Consider the following 22,078-nt stretch of genomic DNA (forward strand, 5'->3'; position numbering starts at 1 on the left):
TTGAAGCAAGGAGCTTTTTTTGTGGTCAGTCCTTGTAAGTGCCGCGATTATCTTCTCTGCATGATTTTTGTTATAATAAATAGACTTAGGAAAGAAATGAGGGAGCTAGATGTCCTTTGATGGTGTATTTACCCATAAAATGGTGGCAGAGCTACAAACAGAATTGATTTCTGGACGTATTGCTAAAATCCACCAACCGTATGAAAATGAAGTGATTCTCGTGATTCGAGCACGAGGTAAAAACAAAAAATTATTACTCTCCGCACATCCCAGCTACGCTCGTGTTCAATTGACCGAGATTGGCTACCAGAATCCCGACTCTCCACCGAATTTCGTGATGATGCTGCGGAAATACTTAGATGGCGCTATTTTGAATGATATTCAGCAAGTGGCGAATGATCGCGTGATTCATTTTGATTTTATGAAACGAGATGATTTGGGGGATCAACAGGATTTACGTTTGATTGTTGAATTGATGGGCCGACATAGTACAATTGTGTTGATTCACCGAACTACCGGTAAAATCTTGGACACTGTCAAACATGTGGGCAGTAGTCAAAATAGTTATCGCACACTCTTACCTGGTGCCCTCTACATCGCACCACCTAAACAAGAGGTGCTGAACCCAATGACAGCGGAAGACCCGGCAGTTTTCCATATCCTATCCCAAGCGTCTGAACTAAATGCTCGCTACCTGCAACAGCATTTCCAAGGCTTAGGTCGTGATACCGCTGAAGAGTTATCCTTTCGTTTTCAAGAACGGCCAAATGAAAAAATGGCTGCTTGGCATACTTTCTGGCAAACTTTAGCAACAGGCACGCCAACGCTTAGTGTGGTAAACGGAAAAGAATTTTTCACCCCTATCCCCTACGATTCCTTAGCAATGGGCGAACAAACAACTTTTGCGACTTATAGTGAGCTGTTAGATGCTTTTTACGGACAAAAAGCCGAAAAAGATCGTGTGAAGCAGCAAGGAAATGAACTCATTCGCAAAATGGACAATGAATTTAAGAAGAATCAAACAAAACTAACGAAATTAGAACAAACCTTGGCTGAGACGGAAAATGCGGAGGAATATCGTCGTGATGGTGAGCTTTTAACTACCTTTTTACATCAAGTTCCCCGAGGTGCTGCCTCTGTAGAACTGCCAAACTACTATGAAGAAGACAAGCTGCTGACCATCAAATTGAATCCAGCTTTAAGTCCCAATCAGAATGCCCAGAAATATTTTCAAAAGTATCAAAAGCTGAAAAACGCTGTTCGAATCGTACAGGAGCAAATCCTGCACACACAAGAAGAAATTGCCTATATCGACTCTATTCTGACCCTTTTAGAAAACGCGGCACCTGCTGATTTGCAAGTGATTCGAGAAGAGTTGCAAGAGCAAGGCTATATCAAGAAACGCGGCGCTAAGCGAAAAGCTCAAAAGAGTCAGCCTGAGGTGTTTCATGCCAGCGACGGTACCGAGATCTTGGTTGGTAAAAATAATCTTCAAAACGACCAGCTAACCTTAAAAACAGCTCGCAAAACCGATTATTGGCTCCATGCGAAGGATATTCCTGGTAGCCACGTCATCGTGCGCTCTAGTGAACCCAGTGACACAACGCTGCAGGAGGCGGCACAATTGGCAGGCTACTATTCTAAATATCGGCTTTCTAGCCAAGTGCCGGTGGATTATGTGCAAGTTAAGTATATCCATAAACCCAATGGTGCCAAGCCGGGCTATGTCATCTACAAAAATCAACGGACGCTTTTTGTGACACCAGATGCTGAAAAAATAGCGGCTTTGAAACAATAGCCTAGAATAGAAAAATAGCCGTATGAAGAATTTCTTCATACGGCTATTATTTTGCGTAAAACGCTGATAAATTGGCGAGCACTTTGCGATAAATGACTAGTAGCTGGGTATACCACGATTAAACGATTCTCGGGGCTATGGGCCAGCGGGACTAGAACCAGTCCTTTTTCAGCCGCGCGAGTTACGATACCTGACCCTGAGGCATAAGCATTGGTATTAACTAACAAATTCATTAAAGTACTGCGATCACTGGTGTAGATAACACTCTCTTGATCTGGGATATCCAGCAGGTCTTCCGCGAAATAAGCGGAGTTCCCCGCCTCTTGAGTGAAACGAATTTGCGGATAGGCATTTAAATCAGCAACCTCAAGCACTTCTTTATTTGCCAGCGGGTGTTGCTGACCGAGAAAAATATGTGTTTGAAAGCTGCCTACGATTTCATAAGCTAAATCGGCTTTTTCCAAAAAGCGCAACAGTGCTAGTTCATTTGCCTCACTTAGATGCAGTACGCCTAATTCACTCTGCCCCTTCTGCACCTCTTCAACGACTTTCATAGTGGTTGTTTCAAACAAACGAAAGCTGTGAAACAAAGACTGGCATTCATTGACGATTGTGGCAAAGGCGTTTCCGAGAAAATCGTAATGTTGTGCCGCAACCGAAAATTGGGTCTTCCGCTCCTCCTGCTTAAAGCGCAACTCCATTAACTCGATTTGATTCAGAACACGCTGCGCGTCATCTAAAAATTCGCTACCCGCTTTCGTCAAGCTAACCCCTTTATTGGTTCGAATAAACAGCTTTGTGCCCAGCTCTTCTTCCAACTCTTTCACAGCGCTGGATAAGCTGGGTTGTGAGATATAAAGTTTTCTGGCAGCCTCTCGAAAGCTGCCGCTATTGGCAATGGCAGTCACGTATTTCAATTGTTGAAAATTCATTTAGCTCACTCCACAAAGTAGACTTTTCGCCCATTTAAAGGCTGGATAGGACGATTATTATGACCATTATCCCCCTGCAATTCCATGTACAGCTCATTGGCGATTAAACCTGGTTCGCTCATAACGAACCACGGAATCGGTCCGACTGTCGGTGGTGTGGTCAGGGAGCCTTCGTATTGATAATAGCTTAGTAGCTCTGGCAAGAACATTTCCGGGTTGAAGAAAAACTCGCCTTTATTGACGCCCGCCTCAATATCTCCTAAGCGTAAGCCACGATCCTCATCCAAATCTAGCAAAATACCGATCACTAAGTTTTGCTGCTCATGAGTATGCACCAAATGACACTCGATAGGATAGGAATGCTTTTCGACAATATGTTCACCAGGAGTATGGAAATGGATATCTGATAAGACGTAACGTACTCCTTGATAATTCACGAAGCTTTCTCGTTCTGGTGGAACAAAATGGGCAGCGTGATTAAAACGTTGCGCGAAGAAACGTTCTCTTTGATAATGAAATTTTAGTTGGATTTTTTCTGGATCGACAACACATTGTGCTTCCAGCAGTTCGATAGGCGATTGATCAGGAAAATCACGACCGCAAGCAAACTGTTCACACAAGTGATGCCAATTTTCTGGACCATTGGGACCAGATTCGTATTGCCATATTGGATTCACGTTGCTGCCTCCTTTTCAGTTTAGATTAGCTTACCTTTATAAAAATTGCAATTTCCAAGTCTCTTCTCACAGCCAATTTGATTTTTTGAGTATACTGTATATGAGGTGAGAAAATGGAAATCAAGACGATGTATCAAGAAGATGCTGACTGGGATCAAGCAGCTGAAATGATTCAGCAGCAAGAATGGTCAGCTGCTCAATTTTTAGCAAAACGTATGCAGGAACGGCAACTTAAAGACTGGGAAGGCGTGATTATTGCCACTGAAAATGACCAGCTAGCCGGCTTTACGTCCTTCGTGGAAAAGGACATTTTGAAAGAAGGTGATTATACGCCGTTTATTGCAACGGTTTACGTCAACCCTGACTTTCGTGGTCGCTTTTTAGCTAAATCACTCGTCGCACAGGCCGAACATGCCTTGATCAAAGCGGGCTACAAAACCGTTTTTCTAGTCACTAGCTTAGAAAATTTCTATGAAAAAATGGGCTATCACCTGATTAAACCTGTCCAGGATATTTTTGACCGGCCCATGAAATTGTATCAAAAATCTTTAACCTAAGGAAAAACCGCAGTCATCCTACGGCAAGCCAAAGTTGCTGATTCAGCCAACTTCAAGGCCTGCTAACGGATACTGCGGCTTTTTTTATTCGGTCACACTGGAAGAGTCAGTTGAACTATTATTCACGTAGTCTAGGTCTAATGCTTGATCCAGTTCAGTTCGAACCCGTGCTAATTCCTCATCAGAAATCCCTTGATAAGAAACACCATCTTGCATGAAGCCGTCCCCTTGTAGTTGATCACTCTTGATCGAACTAAAAGAGTCGCGGTCATTTAACGCAATATTTTGCATCTCGTCCCAGGTCATATCTGTTTTGATGTTGCCTTCCATGGCTTTCAAGATGTTTTGGTAATTGGTGACACTATTGATTGAAAGAGCTTTTTTCGCAATCGCCGCTACGACTTGACGTTGCCGTTCTTGCCGACCGTAGTCGCCATTAGGATCTTCATAACGCATTCTTGAATAAGCTAAGGCTTCCTCGCCATTTAATGAAAGCTTCCCAATAGCAAAGTGATGGTCATCTTGGCTAAAGTCCAATTTATTGTCGACTTCAATGCCGCCAACGGCATCAACTAGTTCTTGCAATCCTTTGAGGTTGACAGTCACATAATAGTTGATGGGAATGTCCAATAATTTGCTGACACTGGCCATACTCATAGCTGCGCCGCCAAAGGCATAGGCATGGTTAATTTTATCCTCTGTGCCGTGGCCAACGATTTCAGTATAAGTATCGCGGGCGATACTAACTAAAGTTGTTTCATTCTTTTTAGGATTCACAGTAGCCACCATCATTGTATCCGAACGACCTTGATCAGTCCGGCCTAAATCGCCGGTATCGATTCCTAAAAGCAGCACGGAGAATGGTTCTCCGGCTTTAACCGTGGCTTGATTATCATGATCCACTTTTTCATACATCGTGTTTGCTGAATTTTTAACATCGAAATAAACCTTGGCTGCATAGCCGCAAACTGCGATTACTAGAATCAATAACACACTAAAGACACTCAGTATGATTTTCTTCTTCTTTGACATAGTTACCCCCTCGTGCTTTTTTTCTATTATAAACAAAATCCAATCGGAAACCAAACGGATGGCCGTTTTTCAGTAAAATAGCGCTCGTTCTTAAGCAGTTGTTAAGCTTTGTCATTTCATTACAGCAAAAAAGCCGAGCAAAAGCTCGGCCCTGTTTCATTTATTAAGCATCAAATTGATAAAGCGCGGTAGATAGGTAGCGTTCTCCATTATCTGGTACGATGGCTAAGACTTTCTTGCCAGCACCAAGCTTTTCTGCTGTTTTCAAAGCGGCGGCAATCGCTGCCCCAGAGGAAATTCCCACTAAAAAGCCTTCTTCTTTTGCCACGCGACGAGCCATTTCCATAGCATCATCACTAGAGATGCCAATGACTTCATCATAGACCTTCGTATCTAATACTTTCGGAATAAAACCAGTCCCAATTCCTTGAATTTTATGTGGACCAGGTTGTCCGCCTTCTAAAACGGCAGATTCTGTTGGTTCAACCGCCACTACTTTGATTTCAGGATAAACCCGTTTCAGTTCTTCGCCAGCACCGCTGATAGTACCACCTGTACCGACGCCAGCAATGAAAGCATCAAGTCCTGCTTGACCAAAGGTGTTCGCGATTTCAACCCCAGTGGTTTTCGCATGAACCGCTGGATTGGCTGGATTATCGAATTGTAATGGCATAAAGTAACCATGTTCTTGACTTAATTCTGTCGCTTTATTGATAGAACCTTTGATACCTTCAGCTCCCGGTGTCAAAATCAGTTCAGCGCCATAAGCTTGCATCAATTTGCGGCGTTCTACACTCATGGTGTCGGGCATTACGATAATCACTTTATACCCTTTAGCTGCCCCAACCATTGACAAGCCAATCCCTGTATTCCCACTAGTTGGCTCGATAATGGTGTCACCAGGTTTCAAAATGCCATCTGCTTCTGCTTTTTCAATCATACTGAGGGCGATACGATCTTTTACACTACTGCCAGGATTGAAAAATTCCAGCTTTACATAAACATCGGCTGCGCCGTCGGGAACCACCCGATTCAACTTAACGATTGGTGTATTCCCAATCAACTCTGTAATATTGTTATAAATTTTTGTCATGGTCTTTCGTCTCCTTTTTTCTTTCTCTTCTTTATGATAAAGTAACCAAAGGGAAGTTACCAATAATATGTTTTCATCATACGCCAAAAACGAGATCGTTTTCAATTTCTTTTGAAATGACGATCGTGATAGGTTCTGCCTTTCACTAAATTATCAGAAATGAGGTTCTTTATGGAAATCATTCATATAAGCCCACGCGGCTACTGTTATGGGGTCGTAGATGCCATGGTTATTGCCCGCAATGCCAGTTTAGATACTGATTTGCCCCGTCCTATTTATCTATTGGGAATGCTCGTTCATAATGAGCATGTGACAGCTGCTTTTGAAGAAGCCGGTATCATCACCCTAGATGGCCCCAATCGCCTCGCAATTTTAGAGCAGGTAACCGAAGGAACAGTCATTTTTACCGCCCACGGCATTTCTCCGCAAGTCAAAGCGCGGGCTATTGAAAAAGGCTTGGTGACCATTGACGCGACTTGCCCAGATGTCACGATTACTCATGAGTTGATCAAACAACATGTCGATCAAGGCTATGAGGTCCTTTATATTGGTAAAAAAGGCCATCCGGAACCAGAAGGCGCTATGGGCGTCGCACCGGAGCACGTTTTTTTACTAAGCAACTTGGCTGATTTGGAACAGCTGCCTGACCTATCTGAAAGAAAACTGTTTTTAACGAATCAAACAACAATGAGTCAATGGGATGTCAGCGATTTAATGTCAGCGATTCAAGAGCGCTACCCGCAAGTGGAAATACATAAAGAAATATGTTTAGCCACGCAAGTTCGGCAAGAAGCCGTAGCTGAACAAGCTGGTGATTGTGATTTAACCTTAGTTGTAGGCGATCCTCGCAGTAATAATAGTAATCGCCTGGCACAAGTTTCCATCCAGCAGGCCCAAACATCTGCTCATCGTATTGGCAATGTAGCAGATATTGATCCGGCATGGCTCATGGAAGTGGAGCGTGTCGCCGTTACAGCGGGCGCCTCAACGCCAACGCCTATCGTCAGAGAGGTCGTTCAATATTTAGAAAGCTTTGATCCTAAAGACCCAGAAACTTGGCATAAACAGTCAGCTGTCCCGGCAGATACCATTCTACCTCGGCCACGAAAAAAGGATCTTACTAAAAAAAGAGAACAGCGATTAGCTGATCTCCGTGAAGGTAAACGATAAAACGCTCCGCCTAGTCAGCTTTTGACTAGGCGGTTTTTTCAGCGAAAATCACCGACTAACACGACTTTCCCCTGCATATGTCCGGCTTCTACGTCCCGCGTGGCCTGTTTTAGATGCTCTACCGTGATGTCTTGATAGGTTTTAGTCACCGTTGGCTTAAGCTTATTTGCTTCTGCTAATTGTGCCAACTGCTGCAAAATAGCCCCTTGTGACGCGATGCGATAATCATGGTCGGTCTTCGCGAACATATACTCCCAATCAAAGCTGACTGAGAGATTTTTTAAAGCTCCTAGTGGCAGTGCCTCTTGAATACCAACAATCGTCCCAATATGTCCGAAGGGTTTGATCAAGGCGGTCAACTGTTCAAAGTATTGCGTCACGTCATACAAAACCGCGATATAATCAAAGCTCTGCCGAGGCAAGTCTCGCAATGAATCTTGCAAAGGGACATGATGATCCAGTTCGTGAGCGCTGCCCATCTGTCTCAGCCAGGAAAACTTGGCTGGACTCGAGGTGCTATATACAGTCAAGCCAGCCCATGACGCTAACTGACTTAGAATCGAGCCGACGCCTCCCGCCCCATTAATGATTAAGATATCTCCTTCATTTGCTTGTGCTTGAGGCAGTAGTCCAAACTTTTCAAATAAAAGTTCAAAAGCCGTCAAACCTGTTAAAGGGATACTTACTGCTTCTGCATCAGTCCAATTTTCAGGAGCTAAGGCAACAATTTCTTCGGTAACCAACTGGAATCCTTGATTAGAACCCGCTCTTTTCGTAGTTCCCGCATAAAAGACGCGATCTCCTATCTGAAAGTCCTTCACCTCTGACCCGCTGGCGACTACTGTACCAACTGCATCGTAACCCAGTATTTTAAAAGACTCCTCTTTCTTAGCGGTACTTCTTAGCTTAGTATCCACTGGATTGACCGAGATTCCGCTAATTTTCACTAGCAAATCATGACCTGTAGGAACGGGAATCGGCAGCTTTTGTTCAATAAAACTATCGGCGTGTTCAATAGGATGTCCCGCATAAAAGCCGATTGCTTTCATTTCTTCCATAATATCTCCTCCACTCTGAGTCTCATTACGTTAACCATAGATTTCGTTCATTAGACTGTCAACTAAACAGTCCCATGAAGGAAAAAAGTCATTCGTTAACTAAAAAACCTTTAAAAGATTTTCGCGATCCCGACGACTGTCTACTCGAAGTTAAGGAAATACCGCTTCTACTTTTAGTCTTTTAAAAAACTAAAAGAGACTGGTCTATAAACTCAAAAAGTTATATCCCAGTCTCTTCAGTATCCCAATAAACGGTGGAGGCAGAAGCAACGCCTTCTTATTTCTCGGAGTTAGATGTTTGTCCCAACCGCTGACTTATTTAGGGAGAAAACTTAGCGGTAGCTTTGCTCTGACCTCGTCTGCTTCATTGAACATTTCTTCTATAATTATTGCGACAGGTTGTACCTCATGGATGATTCCGGCAATTTGTCCAGCCATCAAAGAGCCATTCTCCGCATCTCCTTCAAAAACGGCTTTGCGCAGTGAACCCATCGTCAATTCTTCTAGCCTTTCTCGCGGCATTTGATCATGTTCCATCTGCAAGTATTTTTCTGCCATTGCGTTACTAATTACCCGGACTGGTGCACGGTTACTGCGACCAGTAACTACTGTATCAGTATCTCGCGCAGTCACGACTGCCTGTTTATAACTTTCAGGAATCGGTACTTCTACCGAAGCTAAAAAGCGAGTGCCAATCTGAACACCAGAGGCCCCCAATGCAAAGCTGGCCACGATGCCCATGCCCATCAGCGATACCACCGGCAGCAATCACGGGAATCGTAACCGCTTGTGCTACTTGGCGGACTAAGGGAAAAGTGGCAGTTTCACCCACATGCCCGCCTGCTTCAGTACCTTCTGCTACGACACCATCCACCCCTAATTGTGCCATTTTAAGAGCTTGCGCTACAGTTGCGATTACTGGGAATATTTTGATGCCCGCTGCCTGTAACTGAGGAATAAACGCTTTGGGTGTGCCGGCGCCAGTCGTGACAATTGGTACTTTTTCTTCAATGACAACCTCCACCAATTCCGCAATGTTAGGCATCATCAGCATCAAATTAACCGCAAATGGTTGATCAGTCCCGGCTTTACAAGCCTTAATCTCTGCCCGTAATGTACTTGCATCCATAGAACCAGAAGCTAAAACACCTAAGCCGCCAGCGTTAGAAACGGCTATGACTAATTCATGTCGTGAAATTTGGGCCATGGCTCCTTGAAACAAGGGATATTTGATTCCCAACAATTCTGTAATCATTTATTTTCCTCTCTTTCGTGCAACCATTTAGCTGCAATTATTCGTTTCTGAGCATCGGCGGAATCACCGTATAAACCGGTAATTTTAGCATCACGACTCAAACGTTCCATTTGATTACTACGGGTATAACCATAACCCCCTGTCATGGCAACCAGTGATTCGGTGGTTTGAATCGAGGTATTCGTACAGAATAATTTGATTTTAGCGATTTGTCGGCTTTTTGTTGCATCTAAATCGGTCATGCCTTCCGTTAACCCTTGTGTTAAAAAAACCTCTGCAGCACTTATTGCTGTGTCTACTTCGGCCAAAATCCGTTGGGTCTCTAACAGATTGATTAAACGCAGGCCGAATTTACGTTCCTTGGTAACGTATTGTAAGCCGGCTTTTAAAGCACCCTTGGCAATCCCAATTGATTGCGCGGAGATACAAATTCGGATCCGGTTGATAATGCTAATTATTTGTTGCTGGGCTGCCAAGCTGCCGCCGAGAATAGCTTCCTTTGGCACTTGCACATCTTTTAATTGGATATCCGCAACGGGTAAGGCCTTTAAGCCCACCTTTTCAACAGGTTCACTGATAGTCACCCCTGGACTCTTGGCATCGACTAAAAAGACTCCATACTTTTCTGATTCATCAAGACAGTGGGTACGGGCCACGACAAAGAGAAGATCAGCAATCGGTGCATTGGAGATGGAGACCTTATCTCCTGTCAATACCCAGTGATCTTCTTTTTCCGTTGCAATTGTATGTAAATCATCTAAAAAACTACCAGTAGCTTCGTTTAGCGCAAAGGAGCCCCAACGTTCACCATTGAAAAAGTCAACAAGATACTCCTCGCGTTGTTCTTTTGTCCCAAATCTAAGCAATGGCCAAATGGCAAAAGAGGATTGGGTAAATAAAATACTAGCCAAGGCCGGAAAACTTTCCGAGACTTTTTGGATCATTTCTAAAAACACTTGCATTTCATCGCCATCTCCCCAATACGTCTTGGCGATACCAATACGAAAAATCCCCCGCTTACTTAATTCTTGGACCAGTTCTTCTGGAAATTTACTTGTTTGGTCAAAGTCAGCCGCCTGTTGGACAAGCGTTCCTTTGCTGAGCCAGTCCACATACGCTAATGCATCCAAATGAGTTCCTCCTATTCTACCGGCTGGTAAAAGTATTCCAATATCGCTTCATAGAGGAATTTCTCTTCAGGAGTATAAAAAGGTTTTTTAGGTCGGCACAGCAACAAGACAAATTGCAGGGTCTCCTTAAAGAAGCTCCGGTGGATATTCTTTTTCTCGGCGTATTGATACATTGAATTTTGCAAAATAATGACGGTATCTGAATGATCAGTCAGATCCAGCAGATATTCTAGTGAATCACTAGTGAAACGAATCTTCCCGCCAGGAACCCGCTTAGCTAGTCGCTCGGCTACCAAGTCATAGGTTGTATAGTTCTTCTGGAAGGTCCCGATGGGGTATGGCTTCAAACTACGCCAACTAATAGCAGCCCCTTTCTTTTCTAGTGGATGGCCATTACGCGTATAGGCAACATATTCATCAATTTGAATAACGTGTTCTTCAAACTCATGGGGATTTAAATTAGCAGGATCAACTAACACCGCTAAATCTAAATCATGCTGCAACAGTTTTTCTTGTAGTTCTTTGGCGCCAGCCTCAACAATTTCGATTCTAAGTTCCGGATGATCCAATATAAACTGCGGCAGAAAGGAAAGAAAATAGATACGGAGCACTGCTGAGGGCATACCAATTCGGATAGTTCCTTTTTGTTTCAAGGACTCGCGCTGAATCATCTCGCGCATTTCAGCATATTTGGCAACAATTTCCACGGCGTACTCGTATAATTGACGCCCAGCCGAGGTTAGCTTCTCTAATCGACCGTTTTTCCGTTCAAACAGTAACAATTCTTCCTCTGATTCAAAGTTCGAAATCATCTGACTCAAGGCTGACTGGGTAATATGAATTTTACGAGCAGCTTGTGAAAGATTCAAATCTGATTCCACCACTTGAATAAAATAATGCAGCTGCGTGATATCCATGAGCTTCCTCCTTTCGGCCTATTCTGCCTTTAGTTTACTTCAACTTTAGTGAAATATTTTTAGCTAAATCGATGCTTTGTTTAATTTGTGTTTCACGTTTTGCGCGGCGCTCGTTATAACCACTGCAAATATAAACTTCTTCTTCGGTTTCTGGCTGGATGGCTGGTAATGCTAAACCTTTTTCTTTTACTACAAAGGTCATAAAGCTGGTATTCGCTAAATATCGTTCGCCAGTGATCAAGTTTTCCCCTATCGCTTTTGAAAAAACTTCGATGGAACGGTGTCCGACACCTGAGACATAACTTTCAATACAAACCGCATGACCATGCTCTAAGGGATGAAGAAAATCCAGATGGTCAATAGAGGCGGTTACTACGCCGCTACGGGATAAACGAACTGCTGAAATGCCACCAGATTCATCTAACCATTGCATCAACTGACCACCAAACAAAGTTCGATGAGCATTTAGGTGAGGGTACATAATAATATGGCTTTGGACAGCCTTTGTTTCTTTACAAGTAAGCATATCGGTCACTTCCATTCTTTTTGCTACTATTATCATAGCAAAAAATTCTGCTATTTTTAATAATTTTCTCATAAAAATAGCAAATTTCACAAGAGAAAAGGGGAGCAGTCTTCTCCCACTCCCCTTCGCTGCTTATTCTGACATCATTTCAAAGATACCGGCTGCCCCCATACCGCCACCAATACACATAGTGACTAGACCGTATTTCCCGTCTGTATCTTCCAGATAGTTAAGTAAGCGTGAGGTCAAGACTGCACCAGAAGCCCCTAGTGGATGGCCTAATGCCAGTGCGCCTCCGCGAGGATTCACTTTTTCAACATCTAGACCTAATTCATCGATTGTACCCAACACTTGTGCCGCAAAAGCTTCGTTAAATTCAATGGAATCCATATCATCTAAGGTTAAGCCGCTGCGTTCCATTACTTTAGGAATTGCATGGACGGGACCTAGCCCCATGATGGCAGGATCTAAGCCGGCTGTTTGGAAGCCGACGAATTTTGCGATTGGTTTGATGCCTAACTCCCGTGCTTTATCTAACGACATCACTACAACAAAGGCTGCCGCATCATTCATTGGTGAAGAAGTCCCGGCTGTTACGACGCCGTCTTCTTTAAATGGCGACTTCAAGCCTTGCATCCCTTCAACAGTGCTGTTGTAACGAATACTTTCATCTTTGGTTAGTTTTTGTTTCTTGCCTTCAGCATCTGTGTAAGTCACTGGAATAATTTCCTTTTCAAATACGCCAGTTTCCTGTGATTTTTGCGCTTTATGATGGCTTTCTACGGCATAACGATCCATATCTTCACGCGAAATATTACGTTGGGCAGCCACATTTTCCGCTGTCATCCCCATTGGCAAGTAAATGTCGCTATTGATTTCTACCAAATAGTCACTCTTGTCAGACTCCTCTGGCAACATATTGATATGCGTCATGGCTTCCACACCACCTGCTACGATCACATCGGCTTGGTCCGCCATAATCGCATTGGCGGCTGTTGCGATTGATTGTAAGCCAGACGAGCAGAAACGGTTGATTGTTTGTGCGGATACCGTGTCTGGAATACCCGCGCGCTGTGCAATAATCCGCGCCATATTATGACCTTGTTTTTTTTCAGGATAGGCAACACCCACGATAATGTCATCAATTTCCTTAGGATCTAATTCCTTTACGCGATCTAAAACACCATTTAAAACCTCGGCAGAATAGTCTACCGGATGCTCATTCGCTAATGACCCTTTCCGCGCTTTGGCAATGGCTGAACGTCCGTATGCTACGATTACTGCTTCTTTCATAAATAAATTCCTCCTATATTATGCTAACTCTTCGACAGTTTCGGTCATGTAAGGATTTTTAAATCCTGCGGGAATGATTTTCATAGTAACGGCATCCTCCCATAGCTGTTCCCGGAAATTAGGATGGGCGATGGCAATCAAAGCTTCAGCGCGTTCTTGCAGACTCCGGTTTTTCAGAACGGCTTTCCCGTATTCTGTTACAATCATATCTACGTCATTTTTAGAGGTCGTCACGATAGTGCCTGGCACAAATGTGGGCACGATTTTAGAAAATTGATCATCTTTGGCCGTGGAATACAAGCAAATCACGCTCTTCCCGTTTTTAGCACGATGGGCACCGCGGGCAAATTCGGCTTGACCACCAGTCGAGGAATAATACGTACCGCGAATCATTTCTGAGCTGACTTGTCCGTAAAGATCCACTTCAACCGCAGCGTTGATACTGATAAAGTTTTCTAACTGACCTACGATATGCGGGTCATTGGTTTCATCAGTTCTCAGCATATGAATTTCTTCATTGTTGTCCATGAAATCATAGAGGTGGCGGCTTCCTGCGGCAAAGTTAGCCACAGAATGACCTGGGTTTAATTTCTTATTCTTGTTAGTGATAACCCCTTGCTCGTACAAATCAACAAAGGTATCAATCATCATTTCCGAATGGAAGCTCAGATCTTTTTTGTCAGCTAAGAACTTCCCAACAGCACTTGGCATGGAGCCAATTCCTAATTGGATTGTATCGCCATCTTGAACCATGTCTGCAATCGTTTTACCAATAGCTAAGTCTTTTTCGTTTGGCTCGATTACCGGTAATTCGGGAATTTTAGCATTAGACTCAATTAAAGCCGTTACTTCCGAAATGTGGATTTTGTTTTCATAGCCAAATGTTCGGGGCATATTGGGATTGACTTCCAAAATGATTTTTTTGGCTACCTCTAATACCTCAGCGCTTCCGTTAACCGTTGTTCCTAGCGAAAAATTGCCGTCCTCATCCATTGGCGAAACCGTTGCCATAAAAATTGGTTCCTTTTCACGGTTTTGCATGATCCGTCCAATATCGGATAAATGATTAGGGATCACATCAATGATACCGGGATTTTTCTTCCGTTCTGCCCGGTCAAAACCAGACATAAAGAAGGTATATTGTTTCAAGACATTTGCTGGTAAATCAAAGCCTGGTGAAGTCGACAAGGTCCGATACATCCGGTTGTCCTTCAACCCATCGTATTCCCGCAAAGCATTCAAAATGGTTGGCGGCTCAGCAGCCACTCCTCCTAGGAACATGGCATCGCCTGGTTCGATTTCTTTAATTGCCAGTTCAGGTGTCGTTAACCGTTCTTGGTACATTTTTTGATATTGCTCTTTCATGTCAGTTCGCTCCTTCTATTTATTGGTAAAGTGCGGTTTTCTACGTTCAATAAAGGCATTTACACCTTCTGTTTCATCTTCAGTTCCAAATAGCTTACCAAAGCCTGCTGCTTCTAACTTGAGGCCTTCTTCTAGCGTCGTTTCTAAGCCTTGATCCATCACTCTTTTAGCGGTGGCTTGACTAATTGGTGCGTTGGCTAAGAGTTTAACGGTCCACTCTTTCAAAACACTCTCTAATTCCTCTTCTGGCGCCACTTGATTTAAAATCCCCATGTTAAAGGCCGTTTCGGCGTCAATATTTTTCCCGGTAAAGACTAATTCTTTGGCTCTGCCAGGACCAATCAAACGGGCTAAACGTTGGGTACCACCGTAGCCAGGCATGATGCCTAAGCCCACTTCAGGTAAGCCCATTTTGGCGTTAGGTGTACCAATACGCAAATCACATGCTAACGTGATTTCCATTCCACCGCCCAGTGCAAAGCCTTGGATAACGGCGATGGTTGGTGCTGGAAAACGCGAAAGCTTCAGCAGTACTCGATTGCCCATTGCGGACAAGCTGGCAGCTGCTTCAGGTTCTCGTCCGACAAATTCTTTGATATCTGCCCCGGCGGCAAAAGCTTTGTCCCCAGCCCCGCGAACTAATAATAGTCTGATATCCGCTCTATACAATTCATCCAACGCAGTCTCTAATTCTGTCATAACTTGCTGACTGAGAACATTGAGAATCTTAGGACGGTTCAGGGTAATCGTGACAACTTCGTTTTCAACAGAAACTAAAATCGTTTCATATTTCATACCAGTTCCTCCTATTCGTAGTTATAAAAGCCGCGACCAGTCTTCTTACCTAACCAGCCAGCCTCAACGTACTGACGGAGTAACGGACAAATGCGATATTTTGAATCGCCAAATCCTTGATAGATTACTTCGAAAACAGCCAGACAGACATCCAGTCCGACGAAATCCGCTAACTGTAAAGGTCCCATTGGCATATTAGCGCCTAAACGCATGGCTTCATCGACTTCTTCCACTGTTGCAATGCCTTCGTAAACAGTGAACATCGCTTCGCCAATCATGGACATCAAAATGCGGTTTACCACAAAGGCTGGTGAATCCTTCACGTCGATGGAGACTTTTTTCATGGTTTCAGCTAAATCTGCGATTACCTTTCGTGTTTCATCACTGGTTCTCAAGCCGCTAACAATTTCGACTAATTTCATCACAGGTACTGGATTAAAGAAGTGCATGCCCACGACTTGTTCAGGTCGCTGTGTCACCGCTGCAATGGAAGTAATTGACAGACTTGATGTATTAGAAGCTAAGATTGCTTCAGGCTTCGTAATTTCATCTAGTTGACGGAAGATTTCCAATTTGATTTTTTTATTCTCGGTGGCAGCTTCAATGACGATATCAACGTCCTTCGCATCTTGGTAATCCGTTGATAAACTGATGTTGCCTAAAATTGTGTCTTTATCAGAAGCTGTGATTTTTTCTTTTTCTACCAGGCGCTCCACTTGCTTTTTGATCTTTGCAAAACCCTTTTCGACAAATTCTTGTCTGATGTCATTCAAAATCACTTCAATGTCGCTTTGAGCTAATACCTGTGCGATACCTGACCCCATTTGTCCTGAGCCGATCACCATTGCTTTTTTGATTGTCATGAAAAATTTCCTCCATCCTTGGCTTTTTTAAAGATAAGCAGTAATTGGCGAAAGATTGTTACGAATTCCGGCTTACCTTCAAATCTGCTATTTCCCTTGAAAGAAGGGCTGTGGCATGATTGCCACAGACCCTAATGGTTGGGTTTAAACAAATGCTTGCTTGCCTGTTAAGAAACGACCGATGATCAATGCATTGATCTCATGAGTTCCTTCGTAAGAATAAATGGCTTCCGCATCAGCAAACATCCGCGCCACACCTGTCTCAAGCGTGATTCCGTTACCACCACACAATTCACGAGCTAGCGCCACACTTTCACGCATCCGCATCGCATTGTGCATCTTCCCGATAGAAGAATTTTGTTCTGCGAAGATGCCGCGGTCTTGTAATTTTGCTAAGTTGATAGAGTAAGAAAGGTTCGCCACCACATTTGCTTGAATGCGAGCTAATTTTTCTTGAACTAATTGGTAAGAAGCAATTTTCTTGCCGAATTGGTCACGCTCTTTCACGTATTTCAAGGCATATTCGAAGGCCCCCATTGTGATACCAGTTGCTAAGTCGGTTACGAAACCGCGAGTAATGCCCAAGATATGAGCAACATCTTTAAATGAATTGACATTTACTAAGCGGCGGTCATCTGTCACTTTTACATCTTTAAAGGTAATGTGACCATTTTGTACTAAACGTAACGCAATTTTTTCTTCAATTTTTTCAACGGTGATACCTTCTGAATCGCCAGGTACCATGAAGGCTTTGACTTTTCCGTCTGCTACGTCACGAGCGAAAACAGCCATTTCATTGGCAGTTGCTGCGCCACCAATCCAGCGTTTTTCACCATTGATTACCCATTCGTCACCAATTTTTTCAGCGGTAGTCGCTAAGCCACCAGCAACATCTGACCCATGCTCAGGCTCTGTTAAAGCGAAACAGCCTTGAATTTCAAAGTCCATGGCTTTTTTCGCCCAACGATCGATTTGTTCTGGCGAGCCGCCTTGTAGAATTGTTTGTAAGAATAGGCCTGTGTGTACAGTATAGAAAGTCGCGATTGACGCATCATGTTTTGCAAGCTCAACTGTTTTAAAGACGTTATAGACAGGGCTTGTAGCGGTTACAAAATTTTTGTCATAGACTTTTTTACCAGGTCGTTCTTCAAATAGTTTGTCGTTATCTAACAATTGCAATGGGGCTAATGAGGTAAATTGATCAAAAGGAAATTCCGCCTTTTCCCAGTGTTCATCAACTACTGGCATAATGGTTTCATCTAAAGTTTTTCTTAGATCACTCAATACTTCTAATTCACCAGTTGTTAGCTCATGGGATAATTCATACAGGTCAGACGGGTAAAATTCCTTTGCATTGATCTTTGTCATCGTTCATCACTCCTATTATTTTTTTGCTCACATTTTGTAAGCCTTTTCAATATCTAGTTTAAGGGCATTTCGGTTAGAAAAAAACTTATGAATAATTAAGCAACCTATTAGCTAAACTTATAGATAAGATATAAACGTTGATTTGATAGGATTTCTGTTTTAAAAAAACATCAAAAATTCACTAAAAAAAGTTTATTTTTGACGATTGATAGATCATGCTCCCTATAAGCTGCACTTATCTTTCTCATTTTTTTGTGAAATATAACAAAAAAAGACACCTTATAGAAAGGTGCCTTCATCACTTTAGCGCTCAATACTAGGTTGAATGACTTGGCTGCTCTTAACCTCGACGATTCCTTGTGGGGTAATCCGCACGAAGGGTAGATGAGTCGCAGTAAAAAAGAGGATCGTAAACACAGCATCCGCAAACGCATAACCGCGAGCTGCTAACAAGTCTTGTAGTCGTTGATTTTCTTCAATTAATTTTTCCATTGGTAAAGTTGACATATGCCCATTTAGAGGCAAGGATAATTCATAAAGGATGCGTCCCTTATCAACTACAACAATCCCCCCGCCAATTTCCCTCATTCGTTGGAAGGCTAACTGCATATCAGGCTTATTTTGGCCCAAAAGTAAAATATCATCTGTCCCAGAGTATGAGCTGGCTAGTCCGCCTAAGTCGCTGACGAAATTTTTAACGAAACTGTTGACGCGCCAGCTACCGTTTTGGTCAAAGAGCGCTAAATAAGCCTCACCTTCTAGTAAATCCCCCGCTCGTTCATAGCTTTTTGTAATGACGTTATTGACTAATTCGATACCTAGCTGGCCCTCAAATTCCAAATCGACCTCGCTTAACGTCCAGTCTAGCTGACGTTTTTGAAAAGGACTTGCCTCCCAGTCAAAGTCAACGGGAGCCTCCGGTGCTAGATCCACCCATTTGCCTTGGGCCAAAACAGCGACCGGCGTTGGCTGATCTTTCGCTGACAGAAAATTAATGTTGGCGATGCGGCCCACTGCGATTGAACCATGGAGTGCTTCCAATTCATAATAAACGGCCGCGTTATAGCTAGCAATTAAATAGGCATCCTCTAAAGGAATCCCTTCCTCTATCATAATTTTGATGAGGTGGTCCGTCAGCCCCTCGGCATGAAAGTAAGGGTGCGCACCGTCTAACGTGACCATAAATCGGTCAAAACGGGTAATCTTTTCTTGCTGAAGTCCCCGTATAATTTCGCGTAAATCAGGACGAATCGAAGACTCCCGCATCGTCACCATATAACCTAGGTTTAAACGTCGTAAAATTTCCTCGGCGTTCATCGCCTCATGATCCCCCTCAGCCCCCAAAAGTGCTAATTTGGTTAAGGTTTTCTCAGAAGCTCCAGGAAAATGACCCTCGACTTTTTTACTTAAGTGGCGTGCCTCTTGAATCCATGAAAGAATTTGTTCGTCCCCTTGCATCAATTGAGGCCACCCGGTTAATTCGCCGACCTGTACCACCTTAGGATGTTGAATCCATTGAGAAACTTTCGGATCCTTGAAAGGTTCTTCCTTGAAAGCAGATTGTCCGTCCAAACGAGCCCACCAATAGGCGCTATAAGGCAGCTTATTCATTTTTTCGATAAACTGAAAGGCTTGCTCATTCTCCAGCTGTAAGAAAAGCGGCAAATTATCATGAATCATAGTAGTCGTGCCATGCTTTGCGGCAAAAGCGCTATAATGAACGGGATTTGTCAGCATAAACGGATGACTATGCGGCTCAATATAGCCAGGCACTAACACGTATGGCTGACAGTCTACAATTTCAATTTCTGTTGATTCTGGGAGTCGTTCCCCCACATACACGATGCGGTCATCTACTAGCCAAATATTTGCGTGGTCCCATCTTTTTAAATATGTATTGAGATAAGTGGCATTTTTCAATACTAAAGTCGGTACCTTATTACCATCTACCACCTGGGTCATGTTGCGAATCGTTTGATTTGTCCATCGATCTTGTTGCATATTTTCCCTCCTAAAAAAGCGCTATCATTTCGGAGCTACTATATCATCATCTTACAAGGAAAGAAAAGGAACTTGTTTTAATCATTCTTCGATTTTGTTGATTTTTCATTATTTAATTTGCAACATCACACGCTCAAGATACTGAAAAAAAGAGATTCTTCTCTTGAATATGAAAAGAATCTCTTTATTTTAAATTTATTTTGGGAAAAAATAAGTGACACCCTTTTGCTGTGCTTCTTTCGCAGTAAGCAGGCGATAAGAAATCTTCCCTAAGCCCTTCACATTACTTTCAGAAATCAACACACCCTGATCAGTGACCGCTTCAACAAAAGCTACGTGTCCATAATTGGCATCAGCACCTAAAACACCTGGCGAAAAGGAAACTGCGGCTCCGGCAAAAGGTTTCGCTTGGACTTCATAACCTAAGCGTTGCGCTTTCGAGCCCCAATCGCCACCATTCCCCATGAAATCATCTACGGGCTTCCCAAGTTGTGCCAAACGATTTGCCACATACCAAGTACATTGCCCTGCTGGATAAGAGCCAGAACGATTCCGTTCGACACCATCATAGTAGCCTAATGTCAAAGCTGCTCGTACTTTTTCTGGCAATTGTTTCAAGCTGATCATATCAATATGATCACTTTTGGCTTGATCATATTGCGTCAAATGGTAAGCCGCAATCAATGAGTTTAATTTATTCGCATATTCTGAATCTGTTGCATACGATCCAGTCAAAGAGCGTGTTGCGTTCAAATAGTTTTTAGCTTGAGATCGCCAAGCTGGCTGATAAAAATGAGCATTGCCGTCAATTCCCTTACGTAATAATCCAACATAGTCCTCTAAAGAACCTTGGTAGTTGCCATAGCTGCGGAAAGCCGCGGTAATATGGTATTTTTCACCGTTCGTCCGCTCTTCGATAGTATCGAAAGAAACGCTTTGTCCTTGGTAGCTTCCCTTCACTCCAAAGAGATTGTAAAACGGTGCTTGGCTCAACTTGCTTTGACCAGAACCACTTTCCAGGATTGCTTGGGCAATCATTACCGACGCAAATAGATCATTCTTCTGTCCTAATTTGCGGGCAGTTTCGCCTATTTCAGCAATAAATCTCTGCGTTTCTTTACTTGGCTTGATGGCAACGTTCGCGGGATATTCTCGGAGAAATTTTTGCCCAGCCTTTGTCAGCTCTGCCTTTTGAATCACATTCCAAACAGTATCTGGCTTTTCACGCAATCCCAATGAGAAAATAAAGAGACGTTGCTTTTTATCTTGTTTTTTCATAGGTTGAGCATAATAAAAGCCATTTCCCAAATAGATTCCTTCCTTGATACCTCGGCTATTAGGTTCTTGCCATTGAAGCAGGTCACCCGGCTGAGCCTTGTCAAAGGAGACTACTTTGGCTTTTTTATCCAGCTGAAATACTTCGCGGTAAATACTACTTAGTTTAGTGACGGACAGCTTCTTTTCCTTTTGCTGATCTTCCGTTAAACTCAATAATCTAAACAATAAAGCGCCGCGCGTTTGGTTGGACAATTCGGCTAGCATCGGCAACTCATATTGTCCGAAAATGGTGTTTGAGAAGAGAATATCATTTTTTGAACTCTCTGATTTCGCGCCAACGAACCCAGAAATGTCAGCTATCGCAGGATTTTGGGATACAGTGCCTTCTTTTGAAGGTTCCTTTTTTCCTGGTTCTGGTTTTGTTGGAGTTACTGGTTTCCCAGAAGGCCCCTTACTATCATTAGTAGTCTCACTAGTTGTGGGCTTGCTGTTCTCAGAACTATCATGTGAGGCTGCTGGCGTTGACGAGCTTGTTGTTGATTGGGTGCTCTCTGTGGTACTTTCCGTCGTTGCCGTTGATTCAGCGCTACTACCACTACTATCGCTAGTGACCGAGGTCGTTTCACTGGTTTCAATTACGCTGGTCCCCGTCGTTTCAGAGGTATTTATATCATTTGTCTCGCTTGTTTCAATTGGCTCCGTTGTTTCTGTTGTTTCATTGGCTGTCTCGCGGTCATTACTGGAGGCGGCTGTCGTTTCAGTCGGCGCTTGCGTTTCTTTGGCAGACGTCTCTGTAATAGTCGGTTCAACCTGCTCTTCCTGATTGGCATAGACTGACATCATGGGTGCCAAGCTCGTCCAGCTAAGAGAACAAAGTGTCAGCAGCGAGACAAGTTTTTGCTTTTTCATGATGATCTCCCTTTCCTAAAACTCACGTATGAGCAGGAAATTCCTGCCCATATGCGAGCAA

18 protein-coding genes and 1 pseudogene are annotated in these 22,078 nt (G+C 43.3%); 3 read left to right on the forward strand and 16 right to left on the reverse strand.

Going from position 1 to position 22,078, the window contains the following annotated elements; translation table 11 throughout:
• Nucleotides 1-109: 109 nt before the first annotated feature.
• Complete coding sequence (locus ECA01S_RS00960) at nt 110-1,798, forward strand: NFACT RNA binding domain-containing protein (protein WP_067389722.1); 1,689 nt, start codon at nt 110-112, stop codon at nt 1,796-1,798.
• Between the two features lie 35 nt (nt 1,799-1,833).
• Here the strand turns inward: ECA01S_RS00960 and ECA01S_RS00965 are convergent, their stop codons facing one another.
• Nucleotides 1,834-2,730, reverse strand: a complete 897-nt coding sequence (locus ECA01S_RS00965) for a LysR family transcriptional regulator (RefSeq protein WP_067389725.1) — start codon at nt 2,728-2,730, stop codon at nt 1,834-1,836.
• Between the two features lie 5 nt (nt 2,731-2,735).
• Nucleotides 2,736-3,407 carry a carbonic anhydrase family protein gene (locus ECA01S_RS00970; protein WP_067389728.1) on the reverse strand — a complete coding sequence of 224 codons (672 nt, stop codon included), beginning with the start codon at nt 3,405-3,407 and terminating at the stop codon, nt 2,736-2,738.
• A 113-nt stretch (nt 3,408-3,520) separates the two neighbouring features.
• On the opposite strand from ECA01S_RS00970, the gene ECA01S_RS00975 reads away from it, so the two are divergent.
• The gene (locus tag ECA01S_RS00975) at nt 3,521-3,964 is read left to right on the forward strand and encodes a GNAT family N-acetyltransferase (protein WP_067389731.1); all 444 of its coding nucleotides are present in this window, start codon (nt 3,521-3,523) and stop codon (nt 3,962-3,964) included.
• 84 nt (nt 3,965-4,048) lie between these two features.
• On the opposite strand, the gene ECA01S_RS00980 is transcribed toward ECA01S_RS00975, so the two are convergent.
• Nucleotides 4,049-4,996, reverse strand: a complete 948-nt coding sequence (locus ECA01S_RS00980) for an LCP family glycopolymer transferase (RefSeq protein WP_067389734.1) — start codon at nt 4,994-4,996, stop codon at nt 4,049-4,051.
• 163 nt (nt 4,997-5,159) lie between these two features.
• Nucleotides 5,160-6,089, reverse strand: a complete 930-nt coding sequence (gene cysK, locus ECA01S_RS00985) for a cysteine synthase A (protein WP_067389737.1) — start codon at nt 6,087-6,089, stop codon at nt 5,160-5,162.
• Nucleotides 6,090-6,260: 171 nt separating this feature from the next.
• On the opposite strand from cysK, the gene ECA01S_RS00990 reads away from it, so the two are divergent.
• Nucleotides 6,261-7,259 (forward strand): 4-hydroxy-3-methylbut-2-enyl diphosphate reductase, encoded by a 999-nt coding sequence (locus tag ECA01S_RS00990; RefSeq protein ID WP_067389740.1) that lies wholly within the window; start codon nt 6,261-6,263, stop codon nt 7,257-7,259.
• A 38-nt stretch (nt 7,260-7,297) separates the two neighbouring features.
• On the opposite strand, the gene ECA01S_RS00995 is transcribed toward ECA01S_RS00990, so the two are convergent.
• The 12 genes and pseudogenes from ECA01S_RS00995 to ECA01S_RS01050 all read right to left on the reverse strand — a co-directional run bounded on the left by ECA01S_RS00995 (nt 7,298) and on the right by ECA01S_RS01050 (nt 22,017).
• A complete protein-coding gene (locus tag ECA01S_RS00995) occupies nt 7,298-8,317 on the reverse strand; it encodes a zinc-binding alcohol dehydrogenase family protein (RefSeq protein WP_067389743.1) in 1,020 nt (339 codons plus the stop codon).
• 315 nt (nt 8,318-8,632) lie between these two features.
• Nucleotides 8,633-9,572: pseudogene (locus ECA01S_RS01000) on the reverse strand (nitronate monooxygenase).
• Entirely contained in the window at nt 9,569-10,702 is a 1,134-nt protein-coding gene (locus tag ECA01S_RS01005; protein WP_067389746.1) for an acyl-CoA dehydrogenase family protein, read from the reverse strand. The pseudogene ECA01S_RS01000 and the gene ECA01S_RS01005 overlap by 4 nt, the downstream one beginning before the upstream one ends.
• A gap of 11 nt (nt 10,703-10,713) precedes the next feature.
• Complete coding sequence (locus ECA01S_RS01010; RefSeq protein WP_067389750.1) at nt 10,714-11,619, reverse strand: LysR family transcriptional regulator; 906 nt, start codon at nt 11,617-11,619, stop codon at nt 10,714-10,716.
• A gap of 34 nt (nt 11,620-11,653) precedes the next feature.
• Complete coding sequence (locus tag ECA01S_RS01015; RefSeq protein ID WP_082703235.1) at nt 11,654-12,145, reverse strand: acyl-CoA thioesterase; 492 nt, start codon at nt 12,143-12,145, stop codon at nt 11,654-11,656.
• A gap of 132 nt (nt 12,146-12,277) precedes the next feature.
• Nucleotides 12,278-13,438: a thiolase family protein gene (locus ECA01S_RS01020; protein ID WP_067389757.1), complete on the reverse strand. Its 1,161-nt coding sequence runs from the start codon at nt 13,436-13,438 to the stop codon at nt 12,278-12,280.
• A gap of 18 nt (nt 13,439-13,456) precedes the next feature.
• Nucleotides 13,457-14,803 (reverse strand): acetyl-CoA hydrolase/transferase family protein, encoded by a 1,347-nt coding sequence (locus ECA01S_RS01025; protein ID WP_067389760.1) that lies wholly within the window; start codon nt 14,801-14,803, stop codon nt 13,457-13,459.
• Between the two features lie 15 nt (nt 14,804-14,818).
• Nucleotides 14,819-15,598 carry an enoyl-CoA hydratase/isomerase family protein gene (locus ECA01S_RS01030; protein ID WP_067389764.1) on the reverse strand — a complete coding sequence of 260 codons (780 nt, stop codon included), beginning with the start codon at nt 15,596-15,598 and terminating at the stop codon, nt 14,819-14,821.
• An 11-nt stretch (nt 15,599-15,609) separates the two neighbouring features.
• Nucleotides 15,610-16,461: a 3-hydroxybutyryl-CoA dehydrogenase gene (locus tag ECA01S_RS01035; protein WP_067389768.1), complete on the reverse strand. Its 852-nt coding sequence runs from the start codon at nt 16,459-16,461 to the stop codon at nt 15,610-15,612.
• A 144-nt stretch (nt 16,462-16,605) separates the two neighbouring features.
• Nucleotides 16,606-17,829: an acyl-CoA dehydrogenase family protein gene (locus tag ECA01S_RS01040; RefSeq protein WP_067389771.1), complete on the reverse strand. Its 1,224-nt coding sequence runs from the start codon at nt 17,827-17,829 to the stop codon at nt 16,606-16,608.
• A 303-nt stretch (nt 17,830-18,132) separates the two neighbouring features.
• Nucleotides 18,133-19,830, reverse strand: a complete 1,698-nt coding sequence (locus ECA01S_RS01045) for an adenine deaminase C-terminal domain-containing protein (protein WP_067389774.1) — start codon at nt 19,828-19,830, stop codon at nt 18,133-18,135.
• Between the two features lie 195 nt (nt 19,831-20,025).
• Nucleotides 20,026-22,017, reverse strand: a complete 1,992-nt coding sequence (locus ECA01S_RS01050) for a glucosaminidase domain-containing protein (protein ID WP_067389776.1) — start codon at nt 22,015-22,017, stop codon at nt 20,026-20,028.
• Nucleotides 22,018-22,078: the final 61 nt, after the last annotated feature.

The sequence above is a fragment of the Enterococcus canis NBRC 100695 genome (genome assembly GCF_001544375.1).
GTDB classification, from domain to species: domain Bacteria; phylum Bacillota; class Bacilli; order Lactobacillales; family Enterococcaceae; genus Enterococcus_H; species Enterococcus_H canis.